At 55.4% G+C, this 17,856-nt stretch carries 19 protein-coding genes; 14 read left to right on the plus strand and 5 right to left on the minus strand.

Translation table 11 applies throughout. The annotated features are described in order from the left end of the window. The first annotated feature begins 157 nt into the window (after positions 1-157). Positions 158-421 (plus strand): hypothetical protein, encoded by a 264-nt coding sequence (locus C4318_01540; GenBank protein MER3453827.1) that lies wholly within the window; start codon positions 158-160, stop codon positions 419-421. A gap of 90 nt (positions 422-511) precedes the next feature. On the opposite strand, the gene C4318_01545 is transcribed toward C4318_01540, so the two are convergent. Both C4318_01545 and C4318_01550 read right to left on the minus strand, forming a co-directional pair. Further along, positions 512-889, minus strand: a complete 378-nt coding sequence (locus C4318_01545) for an NADPH-dependent 7-cyano-7-deazaguanine reductase QueF (protein MER3453828.1) — start codon at positions 887-889, stop codon at positions 512-514. A gap of 10 nt (positions 890-899) precedes the next feature. Further along, entirely contained in the window at positions 900-1,859 is a 960-nt protein-coding gene (locus tag C4318_01550) for a hypothetical protein (protein MER3453829.1), read from the minus strand. On the opposite strand from C4318_01550, the gene C4318_01555 reads away from it, so the two are divergent. Together C4318_01555 and C4318_01560 are read left to right on the plus strand one after the other, a co-directional pair. Beyond that, a complete protein-coding gene (locus C4318_01555; protein ID MER3453830.1) occupies positions 1,762-3,003 on the plus strand; it encodes a hypothetical protein in 1,242 nt (413 codons plus the stop codon). The two genes, C4318_01550 and C4318_01555, sit on opposite strands and share 98 nt — an antisense overlap. A gap of 33 nt (positions 3,004-3,036) precedes the next feature. Then, entirely contained in the window at positions 3,037-3,558 is a 522-nt protein-coding gene (locus tag C4318_01560; protein MER3453831.1) for a hypothetical protein, read from the plus strand. Between the two features lie 65 nt (positions 3,559-3,623). On the opposite strand, the gene C4318_01565 is transcribed toward C4318_01560, so the two are convergent. Next, a complete protein-coding gene (locus tag C4318_01565) occupies positions 3,624-4,286 on the minus strand; it encodes a hypothetical protein (GenBank protein MER3453832.1) in 663 nt (220 codons plus the stop codon). 72 nt (positions 4,287-4,358) lie between these two features. Between C4318_01565 and nth the strand changes: the two genes are divergently transcribed. Both nth and C4318_01575 read left to right on the plus strand, forming a co-directional pair. After that, complete coding sequence (gene nth, locus C4318_01570; GenBank protein MER3453833.1) at positions 4,359-5,135, plus strand: endonuclease III; 777 nt, start codon at positions 4,359-4,361, stop codon at positions 5,133-5,135. Positions 5,136-5,393: 258 nt separating this feature from the next. Next, on the plus strand, positions 5,394-5,957 hold the full coding sequence (locus tag C4318_01575) for a hypothetical protein (GenBank protein MER3453834.1): 564 nt from the start codon (positions 5,394-5,396) through the stop codon (positions 5,955-5,957). A gap of 116 nt (positions 5,958-6,073) precedes the next feature. On the opposite strand, the gene C4318_01580 is transcribed toward C4318_01575, so the two are convergent. Continuing rightward, positions 6,074-7,915, minus strand: a complete 1,842-nt coding sequence (locus C4318_01580; GenBank protein MER3453835.1) for a hypothetical protein — start codon at positions 7,913-7,915, stop codon at positions 6,074-6,076. 97 nt (positions 7,916-8,012) lie between these two features. Beyond that, positions 8,013-9,026: a hypothetical protein gene (locus C4318_01585; GenBank protein MER3453836.1), complete on the minus strand. Its 1,014-nt coding sequence runs from the start codon at positions 9,024-9,026 to the stop codon at positions 8,013-8,015. 96 nt (positions 9,027-9,122) lie between these two features. On the opposite strand from C4318_01585, the gene hisD reads away from it, so the two are divergent. The 9 genes from hisD to C4318_01630 all read left to right on the plus strand — a co-directional run bounded on the left by hisD (position 9,123) and on the right by C4318_01630 (position 17,853). Next, positions 9,123-10,547: a histidinol dehydrogenase gene (gene hisD, locus C4318_01590; protein MER3453837.1), complete on the plus strand. Its 1,425-nt coding sequence runs from the start codon at positions 9,123-9,125 to the stop codon at positions 10,545-10,547. Next, positions 10,499-11,737: a hypothetical protein gene (locus tag C4318_01595; GenBank protein MER3453838.1), complete on the plus strand. Its 1,239-nt coding sequence runs from the start codon at positions 10,499-10,501 to the stop codon at positions 11,735-11,737. The genes hisD and C4318_01595 overlap by 49 nt, the downstream gene beginning before the upstream one ends. After that, positions 11,734-12,324, plus strand: coding sequence for an imidazoleglycerol-phosphate dehydratase HisB (locus tag C4318_01600; protein MER3453839.1), 591 nt, complete (start codon positions 11,734-11,736; stop codon positions 12,322-12,324). The genes C4318_01595 and C4318_01600 overlap by 4 nt, the downstream gene beginning before the upstream one ends. Next, positions 12,321-13,139: an imidazole glycerol phosphate synthase subunit HisH gene (gene hisH / locus C4318_01605; GenBank protein MER3453840.1), complete on the plus strand. Its 819-nt coding sequence runs from the start codon at positions 12,321-12,323 to the stop codon at positions 13,137-13,139. The genes C4318_01600 and hisH overlap by 4 nt, the downstream gene beginning before the upstream one ends. Then, positions 13,031-13,876 carry a 1-(5-phosphoribosyl)-5-((5-phosphoribosylamino)methylideneamino)imidazole-4-carboxamide isomerase gene (locus C4318_01610; protein MER3453841.1) on the plus strand — a complete coding sequence of 282 codons (846 nt, stop codon included), beginning with the start codon at positions 13,031-13,033 and terminating at the stop codon, positions 13,874-13,876. Before hisH ends, C4318_01610 begins: the two co-directional genes overlap by 109 nt. 1 nt (position 13,877) lies before the next feature. Continuing rightward, positions 13,878-14,639 carry an imidazole glycerol phosphate synthase subunit HisF gene (locus tag C4318_01615; protein ID MER3453842.1) on the plus strand — a complete coding sequence of 254 codons (762 nt, stop codon included), beginning with the start codon at positions 13,878-13,880 and terminating at the stop codon, positions 14,637-14,639. 178 nt (positions 14,640-14,817) lie between these two features. Next, on the plus strand, positions 14,818-15,141 hold the full coding sequence (locus C4318_01620; protein ID MER3453843.1) for a phosphoribosyl-AMP cyclohydrolase: 324 nt from the start codon (positions 14,818-14,820) through the stop codon (positions 15,139-15,141). A gap of 53 nt (positions 15,142-15,194) precedes the next feature. Then, positions 15,195-16,697, plus strand: a complete 1,503-nt coding sequence (gene trpE, locus C4318_01625; GenBank protein MER3453844.1) for an anthranilate synthase component I — start codon at positions 15,195-15,197, stop codon at positions 16,695-16,697. A gap of 16 nt (positions 16,698-16,713) precedes the next feature. Beyond that, positions 16,714-17,853, plus strand: coding sequence for a hypothetical protein (locus tag C4318_01630; protein MER3453845.1), 1,140 nt, complete (start codon positions 16,714-16,716; stop codon positions 17,851-17,853). Positions 17,854-17,856: the final 3 nt, after the last annotated feature.

Below are 17,856 nucleotides of genomic sequence, written 5' to 3' on the forward strand. Positions count from 1 at the left end.
GAAGATAAGGACTGGTCGAGTCAACGAGTCTATTAGCCAAAGTTCCTCCCGCCCATTTTGAGCGCTGAATAGCACGATGTTTGGCAGCTTTTGAATTGCAAGCCTGCTACGTTCACCGTAGTTATCCTATGCTACGCAGTCTTCGATGGATCGATATATGAGAAGAATTAGGCGAATAGCGTTAGGAAACGACTTTTTGCAGGCTATTGCGGTACTGGGAGTCTCGTCGCTTTTCGGTATTGCAATGTGGTACTGGCTGTGGCCGTTCGGCTTGCGGCTCCAGCTTGCGCTGGTTGGCGGAGTTTCGTTCGGAGCATTTTGTTCGCTTGGCTCCTGGCTACGCTCTCGAGATATCGAGTGGGAGCGGACCCATACCAGAGCACTGCCGCTCACTTTCAGAAGGCGAGTTCGTCGTCTCTGATTCGGAGTCTCTGAAACGGACCCAGCGCGCATAACATTCCGCCCGATACAGGTGACTCGATAGAGACTGGAGAGTTCTGAAGGCCAGCCGCTATTGGAGCGACTCTAGTACTTCTTCGTCCGGGTATACAGCTCTCACGACAGTCTTTATTCCACCTCTTATGTTGAACTCAGCTTCGACAATCATTCTCTTTGGCTCTACAGCTGCAACGAGATCGGAGAGGATGGTGTTCGTTACCTCTTCGTGGTAGTGCCCTTCGTCTCTGAAAGACCACAGGTAGAGTTTTAGAGACTTTAGTTCGACGAGTTTGGGACCGGGCACGTAAGCGATTCGGACTACGGCAAAGTCGGGTTGCCCGGTTCGAGGACAGACACAGGTGAACTCTGGGCACTCAAGCTCCACTACGTAATCTCTCTTGGTCTCGGGGTTAGTAATAGCCTCTAGCTCTCTTGATGGAGTAGTCGGCATTTCGAACTCCTTATCCTTCCCAGAAATCGCACACCGCGTCGGCAAATGCTTTGGGGCGCTCAAAAGGCGCAAAATGAGTAGCGTCTTCTATCTCTCGATAAATCGCGTTCTTTTTCATCGAGGCAAGAGCGGATGTGTCGAGAAATCCACCCTTTGGCGAGCGGGATCCCTGCATGAGCAAGATGCGGTGTTCTAGACCAACAAGCCTCGCGTATCCGTCGTGCTGTCCACCGGCTATGTAATTGACAGCTTCTATCTCTGGAGGACAGGCGAGCTTCACGCCGGCTGGACGCGAGGAGGGATCGGGGACGAGAGCGGTTTTCACGTATAGCTCGAAAACATCCGGATCGAAGAAGGAATAAGGAGGCTTGGATCCAAGTCTTTCCCGACACTCTTGCACCGATGCAAACGAGAACCTTCGCCTTCTAGCCTGAGGCACGAGGGGATTTGCGCTCGGATCCCAGCCAGCTACTCGCTCTGGGATTGCGATAATAGGCTCGAATAGGCTCAATGAGGCGAACAACTCGGGTACCTCGGAGGCGGCTATCGCTATTATGGCTGCCCCCATCGAATGTCCGACAGCCTCTACAGGCCTGCTATCTCCTTTCGTTAGCGCTTGGATTATCTCGACGAGGTCGCAGGCCTGACGGTGCCAGTCGTAGTTGTCAATATTTGGATCGGGTTTTGAAGACAATCCTTGGCCTCTCAAATCGTAGAGGATGTGTCTTGTACGGGGGCGGCACTCCAGCGCTCGCAGTACCGGTAGCCACATCCGTGAGGAGAAACCGTTGGCGTGTACCCAGACGGCCACGTAGTCGCACTCCTCCGGACCCAGCTCCCAGACAGCCAGAGCAACGCCGTCGGAGCTATGTATGTATCGGGGATTCTGGGTCTCTACAGAATGCGCTGTTTTTGAATCGATCAAGATGCGAGCCTCCATTTCCATTTGGACAGCTATCCTCATAGACATGTCGATTATCTCTTGTGTTGCTGAGACCTCCCAAGCTCGAGCATCGAGACGAGTGGTCGGAGTATTAGCGTTATGGCTTGCAGTTGGCTCGATTGTGCAGCTCGCACTGGCAACTGGTGCAATTGCTCAGAGTCCCCCTCAGAAACCCAATTCTCCCGAGATAGCCTCGATTGACAGGGATCTAGCCGAAGTGCTCGGAGAGCTCGAGCGCTTGGGGGAAGAGGAGCAGATAGCTACCGAGGCTTACCTCAGAGCTCAGGACGAGCTTGAAAAGGCAAGTATTGCTGAAGCATCCACCAGAGCTGTAGTGGACGAGATGAGGGGCCGGCTTGTTAACGCGCGCGCGGTGCTGGCTATGCGAGTAGCCGCTGCGTACAAGCGGGGGAGCGATTGGGGATATCGCCTTTCCTTGCTGCTTCAAGTGAGGAGCTTGGGTGAGGTGGGTATAGCTTCCAAGGTTGTTTCAGTGGTTGTAGGTCAAGACCAACGTACTGTGGCGGCGTGGAAAGAGGCCGAGGCAGATCAGGCCGAGGCCGAGGCTGCTCTATCTAGGGTTACCGAAGAAAAAGCCGCTTTTGCCAAAGAAGCATCCATTCGACTCCAGGAGATCCAGCGCGCAATCGAGACAAAGCAGAACTATCGCGCAAGCCTAGAAAGCCACAAGCGGGCCCTCCTGGAAGCTTATGAACAAGAACAGCGCCAGCGTGAACAGCAGGCTGCAGCCGCTGTTACAAGTTCTGACAAAGGGAGGTTTCGTGTCGCTGGAGCAGCCTCGGATAGAGTCGCCCGAGCAGTCGAGATCGCTCTTGGCCAGCTGGGCAAACCCTACCGTTTCGGAGCATCGGGACCAGATGCTTTTGACTGCTCGGGACTCGTGATGTACGCCTTCGAACAGGCAGGCTTGAGCGGCATTCCTCACAGGGCTGACCTACAGTACTTTCTCTCAGACCGCCATCCCTCAAGAGCAGAGCTCATGCCGGGAGACCTTGTCTTCTTCTCTAAACCCGGAACTCCTGAGGGCGTTCACCACGATGGCATATACGTTGGTGACGGAATGATGGTCCACGCGCCGCAGACCGGTGACGTGGTCAAGGTGTCGAGCATTGATCGTTCCGATTACTTCGGGGCCACTCGGTTAGCATGATTCAGCGTAGATGGAGAGGGCATGGATAAAACTATGAGTTCGAGTAACGATTTTCCTGGGGAAGCCTCGCCTAATTCGGCGGGCTACGCATCACCCAACGAGGCATTCGTTGCTACCCAGTATCATCGAGGGTACCCTACGGTTTCCCAATCTCCGCCGCCTGCGTACCAGGTGTCTACGCAGTATCCCGTGACTTCTGCTCAGCAGATTCCTGCCTCTGTTCAATCTCCACCCACGCTTTTGGTCACTACGACCGACGGCATCGACGGCAAGAGAATTAGCCAGTATCTGGGTGTAGTTGCTGGCGAGGTAGTGCTGGGCACCTCGATAACGAAAGACATAAAGGGTTCTGTTAGGGGATTTGTTGGAGGAAGGTCGTCGTCTTACGAAAAAGAGATTCGTCAGGCCCGGCAACTCGCTACCCAGGAGATGGTACTAGTAGCGCAGCAGATGGGGGCAACGGCAGTTGTAGGAGTCTCCTACTCTTACGTGACGGTCAACGCTTTGGTCATGGTGGCAGCCACGGGCACGGCTGTTCGCACTGAAGACCTGTGATTCTTTCCAAATCAGCTAATCGAAAGCCTCCGGCCTTGTGGTTCGACAACAAGTCGGAAGTGAGCCTAGATCGGCTTTTGCGGCCGTGAGACTATTTTCACCCTGTGATACTGCTTTCCAAAAGCGCGGCACTCTTCGTCGGTGGGAATCCAAATGTCAACCTTCTTACCTAACGGCCCCCGATCCTTCACGGTGAAGGTGCCGACTCCTTCGATGGATATGACAGTTCCGAGGGGGAGAAATCCTGGGGAAGTAGCTGCTGTCGACGTATCTGGCGGCGATCCAGACGCGGTATTGGATTTCATTGTGTAACAGGTAATGAGAAGCACACCCAGGTCGTCAGGGTTCGCTTCTATGTTGGGCGCAGAATTTGCGCTCGGGGATTTTGCCGATGCGGCTGGGCGCGGCTTGGCTACACCGGTCGGAGGGGGCGTATTCGTTTGAGGAACGGCGGTTCTCGGAGCCACGGGAACAGGTTTGGCCGGAACAGCTTTGGGGTAGAACATACCACTGCTTTTCAACTCAGGGATGCTCACCGCGTCGGGCCCCCCGATAGGTGGAGCGAGAAGATCCCTACTTAGAGGATCTCCAGCTCTGGAAGACCCGTACGGCGTTACAGCTAGGTACGCTGTCGCTACGGTGGCCACCAGAAATGCCTGTGTCAGTAACCGGTGGCGCTTGCGTATTCGAATGGGGCCAGAAGACCCCGCACATGCCCGCTTCCACATAGGGGCCTACAATACATGACTCGGCCCTCAATGTCACGTATCTCGTGAAATTATTCACAAGGAAGGACAGACATGAGTACTTTCCGCAAGCCCAAGCAGGCTCTTAAGCGATCCAAGGCGGGCGTAGAGAGCAGCGGTCTCCTCTCTTCGAGCTCGAAGGGCAATAGGAAGGAGGATCAAAGATCAGCATCTCGAGATGCAGAGGCCAAAAGGGCCCGAGAGATCGCAAAGAGGCTGGCCAGTCAATACCCAAACGCAGAGACAGCGCTCGTCTATAGGAACCCCTTTGAGATGCTCGTGGCCACGATTCTTTCGGCTCAATGTACCGACGCAAAGGTGAACGAGGTAACTCCAGCGTTGTTCGATACGTATCCAGGGCCCGAGGAGCTGGCAGCAGCGAGGTTAGAGGACGTGGAAACGCTGATTCGGCCCACCGGTTTTTTTCGCAACAAGGCGAAGACACTAGTGGCGATGGCGTCGATGTTGGTAGAAGAGTTCGGCGGTGAGGTACCTAGGCGCATGGAAGACCTCGTGCGCCTGCCGGGGGTCGGGCGAAAGACAGCAGCAGTAGTACAGAGTACAGCGCTCAAGAATGAGTTCCCCGAAGGTCCAGAGGGTATAGCTGTCGACACTCATGTGTTCCGGATCGCGAAACGTTTGGGGCTATCGGACAAGAACGATCCCGATGGGGTCGAGCGAGACCTCACGAAGCTTCTTCCTCGCAGTGAATGGGGCGATTTTGCACTTCGTCTCATCCTGCATGGGCGGCAAGTTTGCAAAGCCCGCAAGCCGTTGTGCGGAGAGTGCGTGCTAAACGATGTCTGTCCCTCTGCAGGCATCGTCGGATGACTAGAGTCGTTATTGTTGTCGAGGTCCTCCTGCAGTGGCGGCATGCGAGGGACCGAGAACTGTTTTTGGGATCGCCCTACACAGGTGAGTAGTCCCCGTGGCGAGGTCCGCTCGAATTTACAGATTTCTAACTGTAGAGAACGATTTTTCGCACACTTTAGTGCCAACCTTCTGTACAGAAAAACGCCCAATTGGGAATGTGCCGCTGGCACATGTAACAACGTCAGCCGAATACCCTAACGAAGGAGGTTGGCTTCGATGAGGAAGTGGAGAAAGATGTCGGTCGCGATAGTTGCTGCTGCGGTGCTGGGAGGACTGCTGCTTGCTTCCGCAGCACTGGCTCAAGACAAGGGATCTGACCAAGGGGCAGGCTCCCACGAAGCCGCGGCGGAAGCGAATAAGAACCCAGGACGCTGGGGCCAGAAGATCAGGGGTGTCATAGGTCGCCACACGATGAGAGAGAGCAGGGAAATCTTTTTGAACGGAAAGACCGTAGTGGTCAAGACCTACAAAGGCCAACTGGTTTCATCTGGAGACTCGAAGCTGACAATCAAGTATTTGGATGGCACCACAGGCGATGTCCAACTGGTAGGCGAAGTTAAGGTGTGTGCAAACGGAAACGCTCAAGCCGGCTTAGGCGATCTGCAATCCGGCAAGCCGGTCAGGATTCATACGGCGACGAATCTTCCGAGAGGGGATGTATCCGTCGTAATCCAGGCATCAAGCAAAGACGAGTTGAAAGGCTGCAGGGATCTCGTCGACTCGATCCGAGATAGACTTCGGGCTGAAGCAGGCGCATCTGAGGCCCCCTCGCAGCCATGAGGAACTCCTAAGAAAGCGGTCGAGCTCTCTCGGGAGCGCTGGACCGGGATACGGTTCAGCGCTCCTTTACATTTGGAGGATGGTCAAAACGCCGGCCATGCGTTGGTCGTTTGGGGTCACTGGATGCGGTGACCCGTACCTACCGCTGCAATACGAGGTAGAGATAGCACGAAGCGCGCACCATGGGGATCCCGATGTTCGTATGTGAGAGTTCCTCCGTGTGCCTCGGCCAAGCCTTTGGCAATGGCAAGTCCTAGGCCCACCCCTGACGATCGCCTCGTAGAAGAGGAGTCCACTTGGACGAAGCGGTCGAAGATGGCCCGACGCTTTTCTTCGGGCACACCGGGTCCTTCGTCTTCCACGAATACTCGATAACCGCCTTCGAAAGAGCGGATTCCGATGACTACCGTGCCATCCCCGTACTTTAGGGCGTTAGAAACCAGATTCGTCACGATCTGTTCTACTTTCGACTCGTCTGCCTGGACCACCGGCTGCTCGGCAGCAGGCAAATCAACACGGATTTGCATCCCTTTCTCTGCCGCCTGGGAGGCGTACTGTTCGGCAACTCTGTCGACCACTTTGGACAAATCAACTCTGGTGATTTCCAAAGACAGCGCGCCCTCCTGAAGGCGACTCATGTCCAAGAAGTCGTCGATGAGTTTGGACAATCGCTCGGCTTGGGCATCGATGATAGAAAGGAAGCGTCTTTGCTTGTCCTCCGGCAGCGTGCCTATTCCTTCCATCAAAGAGCTGGCGAAGCCACGTATAGATGTGAGCGGGGTGCGGAGCTCATGGCTGACCACGCCCAAAAGCTCGCTTTTCATGCGATCCAGATCGGTGAGACGTCGAACCGCTTCTCGCTCGGCCGCAAATGCACCTGCATAGCCTAGGTAATGGGAAAACTCTTCTGCGACCCTCTGCAGAAGGCGCATCTCTGCCGAGGTGAACTCTGGGCCTTCTGCCGGCCTTACGGCGACGACAAAACAGGGCTGGCCGGCCGAGGGAACAAACCCGACCCAAAACGTTGGTGGGGACTGAGGCCCGAGCTTGCCGCTTGGAAACACCGCGACCATTCCGGTTTTGGGGCGTTCACCGGGTCTAGGCCTGACATTTAGGGAGAGTTCGATCAAGTGGCGGGTAGCGTCCCATGCGGCTCTTTCCATCAACCGGGGTATTGAGGGGGAGCCCTGCTCGGTGTATGGCGTGTGTCCGGAGTCGTACTGGCTCACCATTCGATAGGGCTTATCAGTGGAAGCAGCCTTCCCTTCGGATGATGTCAGCGCGGCAAATTCTAGGGGAGAAGTGGTAACAACATAGGCCGCTCCACATACGGCTCCTAATCCTCTTGCTAATGTATGTAGACACTCGGACAGCATCTCTTCTACGTTGCCGAGTCGGCGTGCCTTGGAAAGCAGGACGTTCAATACCTCAGCGTGGTATGCCTGTCGTCTTGCAGCCTCGACGATTTCTTGAGACTCTATGGCCAATCCCAGCAAGGATCCTGCGGCCTCCACGGCAAATACAGTCAATGACTCGGATCCTTTGACGCCTCTGAGCTCGGGACGAATCTGTCGAAACCCCACTGCTAACAGACCCTTCGTTCCCATCCTGGTCACCAGGGGCTCGAGGATGACGTCTACGAGCCCTTCTGCTGCTATCCAGTCGTCAACTGCGCCAGAGGGTTGTTCGGGGACTGATAAGAGAATCACTCGTTCTCCCCCCTGAAGGACTCTGGATACAGGGGTATAGCTCATTTTGTTCTCGATTCCACCAGCAGCTGGCCCTCTGCTCCCAAGAACGTCTGCGACTTTGTACGTGTACTCCAACCCGGGAACGACCAGAGCGCCAAAGTCGGCTGCGCACAAGCGAGCTACGAATTCGATGGCACGAGATGCCACTTCGAGCGCCGGCTCTCCTGCGGTGATTCTCTGAAGCAGGCCGGCTATCGACTCCAGCAAGACAGTCTCACTCCAGCTACTTGGCTGTTGAGGATCGAAGAATGAACCTGAGGCACTAGTCGATGTAGTCACTTCGCTACCGTCACCGTGGCATGCGTCATTGGTATCTTGAGGACAGTTTTTCAACAAAACCTGCGACCAGGTTGGCAAGCTCGTCGGGAGCTTCTGCTGGTAGCGTGTGTCCGACACCTTCAAGGACAACCATCTCCGAATCCGGTATGAGCCTGTGCATTGTCTCCATCACGTACAGGGGAGTCATGACATCGGCTGTGCCCGCGACTAACAATACAGGGATGTTCAAGGTGGGTAACAGATCGGTTGCGTCTTGGTAATCCATGGCCTTGAACATTCTCAAGAGAAGTATCGGATCCAAGGCTCCGAGTCCCTCGAAGTAGTTGCGCATCGCTTCTGCTGTCGCTCTTGGCCCGACCATTCTCGCAATCTTTCCAATAGCGAAAGGGAGCGGCGTGCGAAAGGCTCCGTGCCACAGAATTCTGGCAGGGATCGCTGCCATCTCTGCTAATGGCTCCAATACCGACACGGCCACACGCGCGAGTGGAAAACCATATAGATCTCCGAGGGGTCGTCTGTGGGGGCCTGCCACCGCCACTAATCCTGCAGCAGCTCCCGGATTGATGCGGATTGCTTCTAGGGCGACTTGTACCCCAAAGGAGTGACCCACCACGATTGCCGTGTTCATTCCGAGTTCTTCCATGAGACAGAGCAGATCACGGGAAAAAGATGGAACTGTGATCTCCGAGGGGTTGCACGGATCCGACGATGCTCCATGGCCCCTGTAGTCCCATAGAACAACCCTAATTTTTTCGGCGATACTAGATACGAGCGAGTCCCAGTACGCATGCGCTACGCAGGCAATCCCGTTGCACACAACTACCGGAAGAAGGCTTGTTTGTCTGGGGTGTGGTCCGAAGACTTCGTAGGCTATCTCGGTGCCGTCAAACGATTCGAATACTCCAACCGAATGGGGCTGGAGATCGACAATAGGCGAGCCAGGTGTTTTGTGACCCGCGTTGTTCAGTCCCGAGTTCACCATTGGAGCCTTCGTTCTGAGGTCATCAAAAAGTTTGGACAACCATGGGCCTGATTTCACGACTTCTTCGTGACAGCGGCGTCATAAGATCGTTCGGACGCCAAAGGCTGCTGTTTAGATGTATCTTCCCATGCCATTTTCGGCCGGTGCACGTGCATGCTTCACTGGTTGTGCTCGGCTAGATTGATTTCTACGGAGGGTGGTTTGCTCAAGAAGTACTACGTCGAGTCGGAAAAAGACGCAACATCGCTGGTAGACTCGGTTAGACGATCAGCCGCATCGGGGGTGTCAACCTCCGCTGGGGCACTCGAAGCAGAGGTGGCGTCCATAATCGACGCCGTGCGCCAAAAAGGCGACATCGCTCTGTACGAGTTCACTAAGCACTTCGACGGAGTCGACCTAAGCGATAGGGGATTTGAAGTTTCGCCCGCGGCATTGGAAGCGGCCCTTCAAGAGATCCCTCACTCGGCTGTTACAGCTCTCGCGCGAGCAGTTGACCAAGTGCGGGCGTACTTCAAAGAGCAGTATGCCGCCGTCGCCTCCGAGTTTCATTTCCAACGGGGCGGAATCGATGTGCGTTTTGTGGTGCGACCGGTCGAAAGTGCAGGGATCTATGTGCCCGGCGGCAGGTATCGCTACCCCTCTTCTGTGATCATGACAGTAGTACCGGCAGTCGTAGCCGGAGTTCGGTCCGTAACGCTCTGCACGCCTCCCACTCCCAGGGGTGGCCTGGATCCATTGGTGGGGGCGGCAGCCCGCTTGGCTGGCGCCCACAGGGTCTTCACTTTGGGGGGAGTCCAGGCGATTGCTGCGATGGCGTATGGAACCGAGACAATTCCCCAAGTCGACGTCGTCGTCGGACCGGGGAATGCCTATGTGGCATGCGCTAAGCGCATGGTATTCGGGCAAGTCGGAATAGAGGCCGTTGCCGGCCCTTCTGAGCTGGTGGTCGTAGCGGACGACTATGCACCCTGGGATCTGGTCGCTACCGACTTGGCTGCACAAGCAGAACACGGTCCAGGTGGACTAGCGATTGCGGTGGTGTTTTCGGAAAAAGCAGCCGAGGCGCTAAACAAAGCAGTTACAGAGGAGGTCGCAAAAGACTCACGCGATCAGTTGCGTAAAACCATGCAAGCCGGAGGGGCCATTGCTGTTTGTAGAGACGAGGAATGTGCGTTGTGGGTTGTGCTCGCTGCTGCCCCTGAACACGTACAGGTGATGATGCGAGAGCCAGCTCGCTGCGAGCGTTTTGCCGACAGAATCAATTGTGCTGGCGTCGTGTTTTTGGGCTCTTCTACGCCCGCACCTTATGGTGACTACATTGCCGGTCCGAGTCATGTGCTTCCCACAGGCGGCTCGGCTAAGTTTGCCAGCGGGCTCGGAGTGTACTCTTTTCTTAGGTATCAAAACTACGTCGTGAACTCGGGTATTTCTGAAGAGTTGGAGCAGGCCGCTTTTGAACTAGCTTCGGTGGAGGGTATGGTTGCGCACGCTCGCTCCATACAACGCCGGCGTTCTCGAGGGGAGGTACCATTCCAGGCGCCAGGAGGGGCCGCGGCGGCCATAGAGGATCCGTCGTGAAAGGAAGTTCAGACTTGGATTCCGCCGGATCTGACACTGTGAGCTCGGGGTCGATCACGAGAGCCGCTCCAGCCGCCAGGCCCAACGTCCGACTCCTACAGCCCTACAAACCCTCGCTGCGTTCTGCACGCGTGTTGCTCGATGCAAATGAAGCTCCAACCACGCCAAAGCGAGTCAGGGAGCGGTTAGAGGAGCGATTAGCCTCCTTGGACCTCAACCGATACCCTTCGCGGATACGGGCCAGAGAAGTCGCCGCAATGCTGGAGTCGCTTCACGGCGCTTCAGAAAGCAAAGTCGTGATGGGAAACGGCTCGAATGAGATCCTCTTAGCGATACACCTAGCATTTGGTGGGCCTTCGAGACGAGCCGTGTACTTTGAGCCCACCTACACCGTGTATTCAGCGATCTCCGCAATTGTTGGGACCAAGGCAGTGGCCGTGCCGAGGGACGAGAGTTTCGATATTTCGACATCGTCTCTTGAACAGGCGGCAAGCTACCGGCCCTCGATCGTCCATTTGTGCAGTCCAAACAACCCAACTGGAAACGAGGACCCACCTGGCTTCGCAAAACGCGTTGCCTCGGCTTTTCCCGATGCTTTGGTAGTTGTGGACCGAGCCTACGCACCTTTTGGTGGCGACTCTGCAGAGGCAGATTTATTGAAGACAGGAAACCTTGTGATCGTGAGGACGTTTTCCAAGGCAGCCGGGTTAGCCGGACTGCGTATCGGCTATGCCCTGGCTCCCAAAAGCGTCGGCGAAATGCTCGAGAAAGCAGTTCTCCCCTACAACGTCGACGCAGTTTCCCTGGAAGCCGCAGCAGCATGTATAGAGGAGGCGGAATCCGTGCGGAAGCAAGAAGACGAACTCGCAAAAGAACGAGACCGAATCTTTTCCGCAATCCGTTCCCACCGAGAGCTAGTCGCATTTCCTTCGGCTGCAAACTTCGTTCTTTTTGGACCACGCGGGGCCGGCTCGGCTAGGAAGTCGTATAGAAGTGATTCCGAGCGGTTACGCCTTACTGAGATGGCACAACGCATTTTCTCGTTCCTTCTCGAGAAATCAGTGCTTGTTAGAGACTGCACTTCCTGGCCGGGGTTAATCGGTTGTCTCAGGGTGAGTGCAGGACTTCCTGTCGAAACAGACCATTTCATCACAGCTCTCGAAGGAGCTGTTGCTAGGATCAAGCCGTGAGTAGGCACTCTCGCATAGTTCGAACCACCAAAGAGACTACGATCGAGGTCATTCTGGAGTTGGATGGCATGGGCCGTGTGGAAGTCGAAACCGGGATCGGCTTCTTCGACCACATGCTAGAGCAGTTGGGGCGCCATTCTGGGACAGACCTACAGTTGCGGGCACGCGGCGATCTTCGGGTAGATCAACATCACACCGTCGAGGATTGTGGTCTGACACTGGGAGCTGCACTTGCGGAAGCGCTCGGCGATAAAAGGGGGATAAAGCGGTTCGGGCACGCTTTAGTCCCACACGACGAGGCGCTGGCCGAGGTAGCTCTCGATTTGAGCGGACGCCCGTTTCTCAGATACCAGGTGCCACCGAAGATGCCCAGTGCGGGGGAGTTTCCGCCACACCTGGCTCACGAGTTTTGGAAGGGCTTTTCGACCGCTTCCGGAACCACACTCCACGTGCTCTTGAGAGAAGGAAAAGACCCACACCACTGCCTGGAAGCGATATTCAAGGCGGTAGGCAGAGCCCTCGGGGATGCGATTACGCTTGGCGAGCGAGGATCCGGAGAGGTGCCCTCTACAAAGGGGGTGCTTTGACCGAAGATCTTGTCGCTGATTTCAAGGGTGTCGAGGATAGCCGAGTAGATCAAGTAGGCTCCGAGAATCGCTACACTCCGCGCATAGCCGTTATCGATTACGGGATGGGAAACCTTCACTCCGTCGTCAAGGGTCTTCAGAGAGCAGGGGCGGATGCATATACAGTCGACACTCCGGATACGCTAGGAGCCCCTGACTCCCTGGTACTTCCGGGGGTTGGAAACTTTGGAAAGTGTGTTTGCAACCTTCGGCGCGCGGGATTCGATTCCGTGGTATCGCAGTGGATAGAGGAAGATCGCTTTTTTCTTGGGATTTGCTTGGGCCTTCAGCTTTTATACGCTTATAGCGAGGAGGCAGAAGAGCCCGGTTTGGGCATTGTAGATGCACCGGTACTACGTCTTCCAAAGACAGTCAGGGTTCCCCACATGGGATGGAACACAGTGAGAGCTAAGGTATCTCCTCGAATCGCTGCTGGATCAGCATCCGAAAGTTCTACCACGTCTTCGAACTCCCTAGGACTCGCTGTCTCGAGGGATACAGATGTGACGCAGACCTCCGAAGGTGTGTACAGCTTGAACACAGCAAACGGCAAGTACTTCTACTTCGTTCACTCGTATGCGGCACCGGTCGCTCCGGCCGGCTCAGAGGTAGTGTTGGTTACGGACTATGGAACGGAGTTTGTAGCTGGCTTTCAGCGTGGCCGCGCGTGGGCTACTCAGTTCCATCCCGAAAAGAGCGGAACCGCTGGACTAGCCCTCCTCGAATCTTTCGTTGCGGCTTCCGCGGCATCGGGAGTCAATTCAGGCAAGAAGTGATAGAGGTATATGCGGCCATCGATATCTTGGGGGGGCAGTGCGTCAGGCTCAAAAGGGGGGATTTCGCCAATCCTATTGTGTATGGGGATCCAGTGGAAATGGCAGAGCGCTGGCAATCGGCTGGGTGTGACTGGCTGCACGTCGTGGACCTCGATGGGGCGCTTTGTGGAAGATCGGTCAATGTCTCGAAAGTAGCAGCAATCATCGCGACAACTTCCCGCCCGGTTCAGCTAGGGGGAGGGTTGCGGGACAGAGATGCTGTCGAGGCGGCTCTGGGAGCGGGCTGTGAAAGGGTAGTCCTGGGATCTGCCGCGGTTATCGATCCTGCGTCAGCCACGGAGATGGCACGCGCTTGGCGAGGACGAGTGGCTTTAGCTTTGGACATTAAAAGAGGTGAGATCGCTGTAGAGGGATGGACTAAAGGGTCAGGGATCACTGTAGACGAGGCAATTGGAATGTTAGCGGAGGCCCCATTTGCATCTGTCGTCGTGACCGACATTGCCCGCGATGGGCTAATGAGGGGGGTTGCCCTAGAAACCGTCGAGGAGGTTCTCGAAGTCACGCCTTGGCCGGTGATCGTATCGGGCGGCATTTCGTCTCGAGAAGATGCTGAAGCAATAGCGGACTTGTCGCACAGGCATCGTAGGGGACACAAGTTGCGGGGAGTGATCGTAGGGCGGGCGTTGTACGAAGGGGCAGTGACGATAGCCGAAATCAAAGCGGCTTTGGAAGGATGAAGTGCTGGCTACGAGAGTCATTCCTTGCCTCGATGTCGCGGGGGGGCGGGTAGTAAAGGGGATCGAATTTGCAGACTTGAAAGACGCTGGCGACCCGGTCGAGCTGGCTCGCTATTACGGATCTCAGGGTGCAGACGAGATCGTTTTTCTAGATATAACAGCCTCACAGGAGGGACGCAAAGCCACCTTAGAGATAGTCTCGAGGGTTGCTGAGACAGTTTTCATACCGCTTCTCGTAGGTGGGGGGGTTTCCTCGGTAGACGACGTTCGTATGCTCCTAAGGGCTGGGGCAGACAAGGTCTCGCTCAATACTGCGGCGGTAGAGCGACCCGCACTTTTAGCGGAGGCTGCAACGGAATTTGGGTCCCAGTGTGTAGTTCTGGCTATCGATGCTCGAAAAAGAGAGACAGGTCGCGGATGGGAAGTTTTTACCTATGGGGGTCGCAAGCCTACCGGTGTAGACGTCGTCTGGTGGGCCCAGGAAGGCGAGCGGCTGGGCGCCGGGGAAATCCTGCTAACTTCGATGAATCGAGATGGCACAACGGGCGGCTTTGATTTGCAGCTTCTTTCTGCAGTTACTGGCGCAGTTAGTGTTCCGGTAATCGCCAGCGGAGGTGCTGGATCCCCGGAGCACTTTGCAGAGGCCGTTCTAAAGGGTGGTGCCTCGGGCGTGCTTGCCGCGTCGATCTTTCACTACGGCGTGTACTCGATATGCGACGTTAAGCGACATATGGCAGCCTCTGGTATCCACGTTAGATTTTGACTCGAGTAGGGCCAGGGAGCGACTCATCCAATCGTCCAGAGTACTTTGGTTCAATTCCAAGGTTCTCACGTCGCTAGAAACATAAGATCTCATTGTGATTTTTCCGTCGTCCCAAGAGGAAGAGCCGGTGGAAGACACATCCGAGCAGACAGTTTCCGAGCCTGTCGATGCCTTCAACATTTCTGCGATTGACTTCGGTCCTGACGGGTTGGTTCCAGCCGTCATTCAGGATGTCTCGGATGGGACGGTTCTGATGGTCGCCTACATGGACGAAGAGGCTCTTCGTAGGTCACTTTCTACTCGAAGAACGTGGTTTTACTCTCGTAGTCGCCAGCAGTATTGGTGTAAAGGCGAGACCTCCGGAAATCGACAGCACATCGTCGAGGCCTACTACGACTGCGACGGAGATACTCTCCTTTTCAAGGTCGTTCAAGAAGGCCAAGGGGCTTGTCACACTGGACAGCGGACGTGTTTTTACCGGTCTTTTTCCGAGGGTAGATAGGTCCATGGACCAAAATTTGCAAGCATCCATCATGCATCGCGAGAGGCTTTGAGATGGAGCCGAACATTCACCCAGGAAAAGACGGATTTCTGCGTTTGGCGGAAAACTTTTCAGTCGTTCCGGTGTGGGCGGATGTGCTCGCGGATTTTGAGACTCCGGTATCGGCCTACCTAAAGCTGGTCGGCGATTCCCCTGGTTTTCTTCTTGAGTCAGTGGAGGGCGGGGAGCGCTGGGGACGGTATTCATTCATAGGCCGCAATCCTCGTCTTGTTCTTGAGTCGAAGGATCGAGAGGTACGAGTGTCGGGTTCTGTGCCGGGGTGGACGCCCGAGCCGGGAGGTAGTCCCCTCGATGCACTGTCGGGTCTGATTTCTGCGTTCTCCAGCCCTACGATAGAGGAACTGCCTCCTCTCCACGGCGGTGTGGTCGGATACATCGGTTACGACGTAGTCCGCTTTATGGAGAAGGTTCCTTGCACTACCGAGGACGACTTGCAGATCGCGGATATGTCAATGTTTCTCGCAGAAGAACTTGTCGTCTTCGATCACTTGCTGCAGAAGATCCAGATAGTAGAGAACGTGTTCATCGACGGCGACCCGGCGTCTGGCTATGCAGAGGCGAAGTCCCGGATAGAGGCTGCCATAGCCCAGTTGTCTCACCCACTCAGATACGAACCCTGTGCGGCATCGTTGGAAGGGGTCTTGGAGAATGCCAGTTCTAACATGACGCCCGAGGAGTACCAAGATGCGGTCGAGCGGGCCAAGGAATACATAAAGGCGGGTGATATCTTTCAGGTGGTCTTGAGCCAACGCTTTTCGGTTCCGCTCGCAGTTAAACCTTTCGACGTCTACAGGGCGCTCCGCCTTTTGAATCCCAGCCCCTATATGTATTACATAAGCAATGACAAGGTGACCATCGTAGGCTCCAGTCCCGAGATGTTGGTGCGGGTAAGAGACGGAGAAGTCGTTACGCGACCTATTGCCGGGACCAGACGACGGGGGGTCACAGCTGAAGAGGATGCTTTTTTGGAGGCCGAACTTCTCGGCGATCCAAAAGAGAGGGCTGAACACGTAATGCTCGTTGATCTTGCCCGCAACGACATTGGTAGGGTCGTAGAGTTCGGCTCCTGTCGCGTCGACGATTTGATGATCGTGGAACGCTACAGCCATGTCATGCACATTGTTTCATCGGTGTCGGGGCGACTCTCGCCGGGCAATGATTGTATCGATGTACTAAAGGCAACTTTTCCTGCCGGCACCGTGACCGGCGCCCCCAAAGTACGAGCTATGGAAATCATCGACGAGCTCGAGAAAACTCGGAGAGGTCCTTACGCTGGTGTAGTTGGATACTTCGACTTCTCGGGAAATATGGACACGGCTATTACGCTCAGGACGATGGTTGCAAAAGGTGACACAGCGTACGTGCAAGCAGGCGGGGGAATAGTTGCTGACTCCGATCCCCAGCTAGAGCTAAAAGAATCTGAAAACAAGGCAAAGGCCGTACTCTCCGCTATCGCTGCTGCTCATAAAATGGGCGGCGCGGTGGCAGATCATTGAATAAGCAAGGTCCAAAGTGTCTAGCGAACGCGCCTCGCCCATCGAGTCGCTGGCTAGTTCTCGGGGAGCGCAGATAAGTCAAGTGGGCGGTGTGCGTACCGCTTACAGCTATGGAAATCTGGCTTGCGAGATCAGCGCGGTTTTGAAAGAGGCCGGGCTTTTCGACTTGTGGGTCCGGCCAGTGCTCTCCGTTATAGGCGAGGACTCTGCTTCTTTTTTACAAGGGCAGCTGAGCCAGGACGTCCAAAGCATGTCCGAGGACACCTGGCGCTTGTCTTTTCGACTGTTTCCAAACGGCAAGATAGAGTCGTTTCTTCGCGTGATACGCGGTCTCGGCGACGATGGATCCATGTTTTTGTTGGACACGGACCCCGGTTTTGGAGGCGCTCTGCGTGACTCGTTGTGTCGATACTTGATTCGCGTGAGAGTACGCTTGGAGGAGCCGAAGAGTATCGGGTTTTTGCGTGTGGCCGGGCCAGAGGCATCTCGAGTACTACAGAGCGTTGGTATCGCAGTGCCAAGCCGAACCGACGAGGTACTCTCCCAGCAAGTCGCAGGGATCGGTGCTTCTCTTAAAGTTCTCGAGGCTTTGTATCCCGGTGCAGGACTTACCTCTCTTCAGGAGGGCATCAGGGCCTACGACATCCTGGTCGGTGAAGACGAGGCTGGTAGGGTCTGGAAAGCTCTTTCAGAAAAGGGTGCCACGCCGTGCGGGTGGATAGCGTTGGAGGCGTTTCGTATAGCGGCGGCCTTTCCATCTCTAGGGACAGAACTCGACGAGAAGACGATAGTCCAAGAGACGGGATTGGAGAAGATAGCAGTCTCGTTTCAGAAAGGTTGCTATCTCGGTCAGGAGCTAGTAGCCCGCATAGACTCTCGGGGACACGTGAACAGGTATCTGAGACGACTCAGAGCTAAAGAGCAATCTTCGAGTCCCAGTAGGGACGTTCTTTCCTCGACACCGCCGCCTGGGTCGAGGATCCTCTTCGAAGGACGACAGGTAGGCACAGTGACATCATCGGTGGCAGCTCCTTTTATAGGGACTGTGGCTTTGGCATACGTAAGACGCGAAGTGAGCGAAGGTAACTCAGTTATTGTCGATTGGAAAGACGGGCAGATCGAAGCGCTTGTAGAGAGCAGGCCCGAGCTAACGTAGAAA

Source organism: Acidimicrobiia bacterium (genome assembly GCA_040289475.1).
In the GTDB taxonomy this organism is placed as follows: Bacteria; Actinomycetota; Acidimicrobiia; order ATN3; family PSLF01; genus PSLF01.

Bases quoted from the DNA above. Each gene is read 5' to 3' on its own strand.
- C4318_01550 (MER3453829.1), bottom strand. From the start codon at position 1,859: ATGTCTATGAGGATAGCTGTCCAAATGGAAATGGAGGCTCGCATCTTG.
- hisD (MER3453837.1), top strand. From the start codon at position 9,123: ATGCTTCACTGGTTGTGCTCGGCTAGATTGATTTCTACGGAGGGTGGT.
- trpE (MER3453844.1), top strand. From the start codon at position 15,195: ATGGAGCCGAACATTCACCCAGGAAAAGACGGATTTCTGCGTTTGGCG.
- C4318_01545 (MER3453828.1), bottom strand. From the start codon at position 889: ATGCCGACTACTCCATCAAGAGAGCTAGAGGCTATTACTAACCCCGAG.
- C4318_01555 (MER3453830.1), top strand. From the start codon at position 1,762: ATGTATCGGGGATTCTGGGTCTCTACAGAATGCGCTGTTTTTGAATCG.
- C4318_01565 (MER3453832.1), bottom strand. From the start codon at position 4,286: ATGTGGAAGCGGGCATGTGCGGGGTCTTCTGGCCCCATTCGAATACGC.
- C4318_01575 (MER3453834.1), top strand. From the start codon at position 5,394: ATGAGGAAGTGGAGAAAGATGTCGGTCGCGATAGTTGCTGCTGCGGTG.
- nth (MER3453833.1), top strand. From the start codon at position 4,359: ATGAGTACTTTCCGCAAGCCCAAGCAGGCTCTTAAGCGATCCAAGGCG.
- C4318_01540 (MER3453827.1), top strand. From the start codon at position 158: ATGAGAAGAATTAGGCGAATAGCGTTAGGAAACGACTTTTTGCAGGCT.
- C4318_01560 (MER3453831.1), top strand. From the start codon at position 3,037: ATGAGTTCGAGTAACGATTTTCCTGGGGAAGCCTCGCCTAATTCGGCG.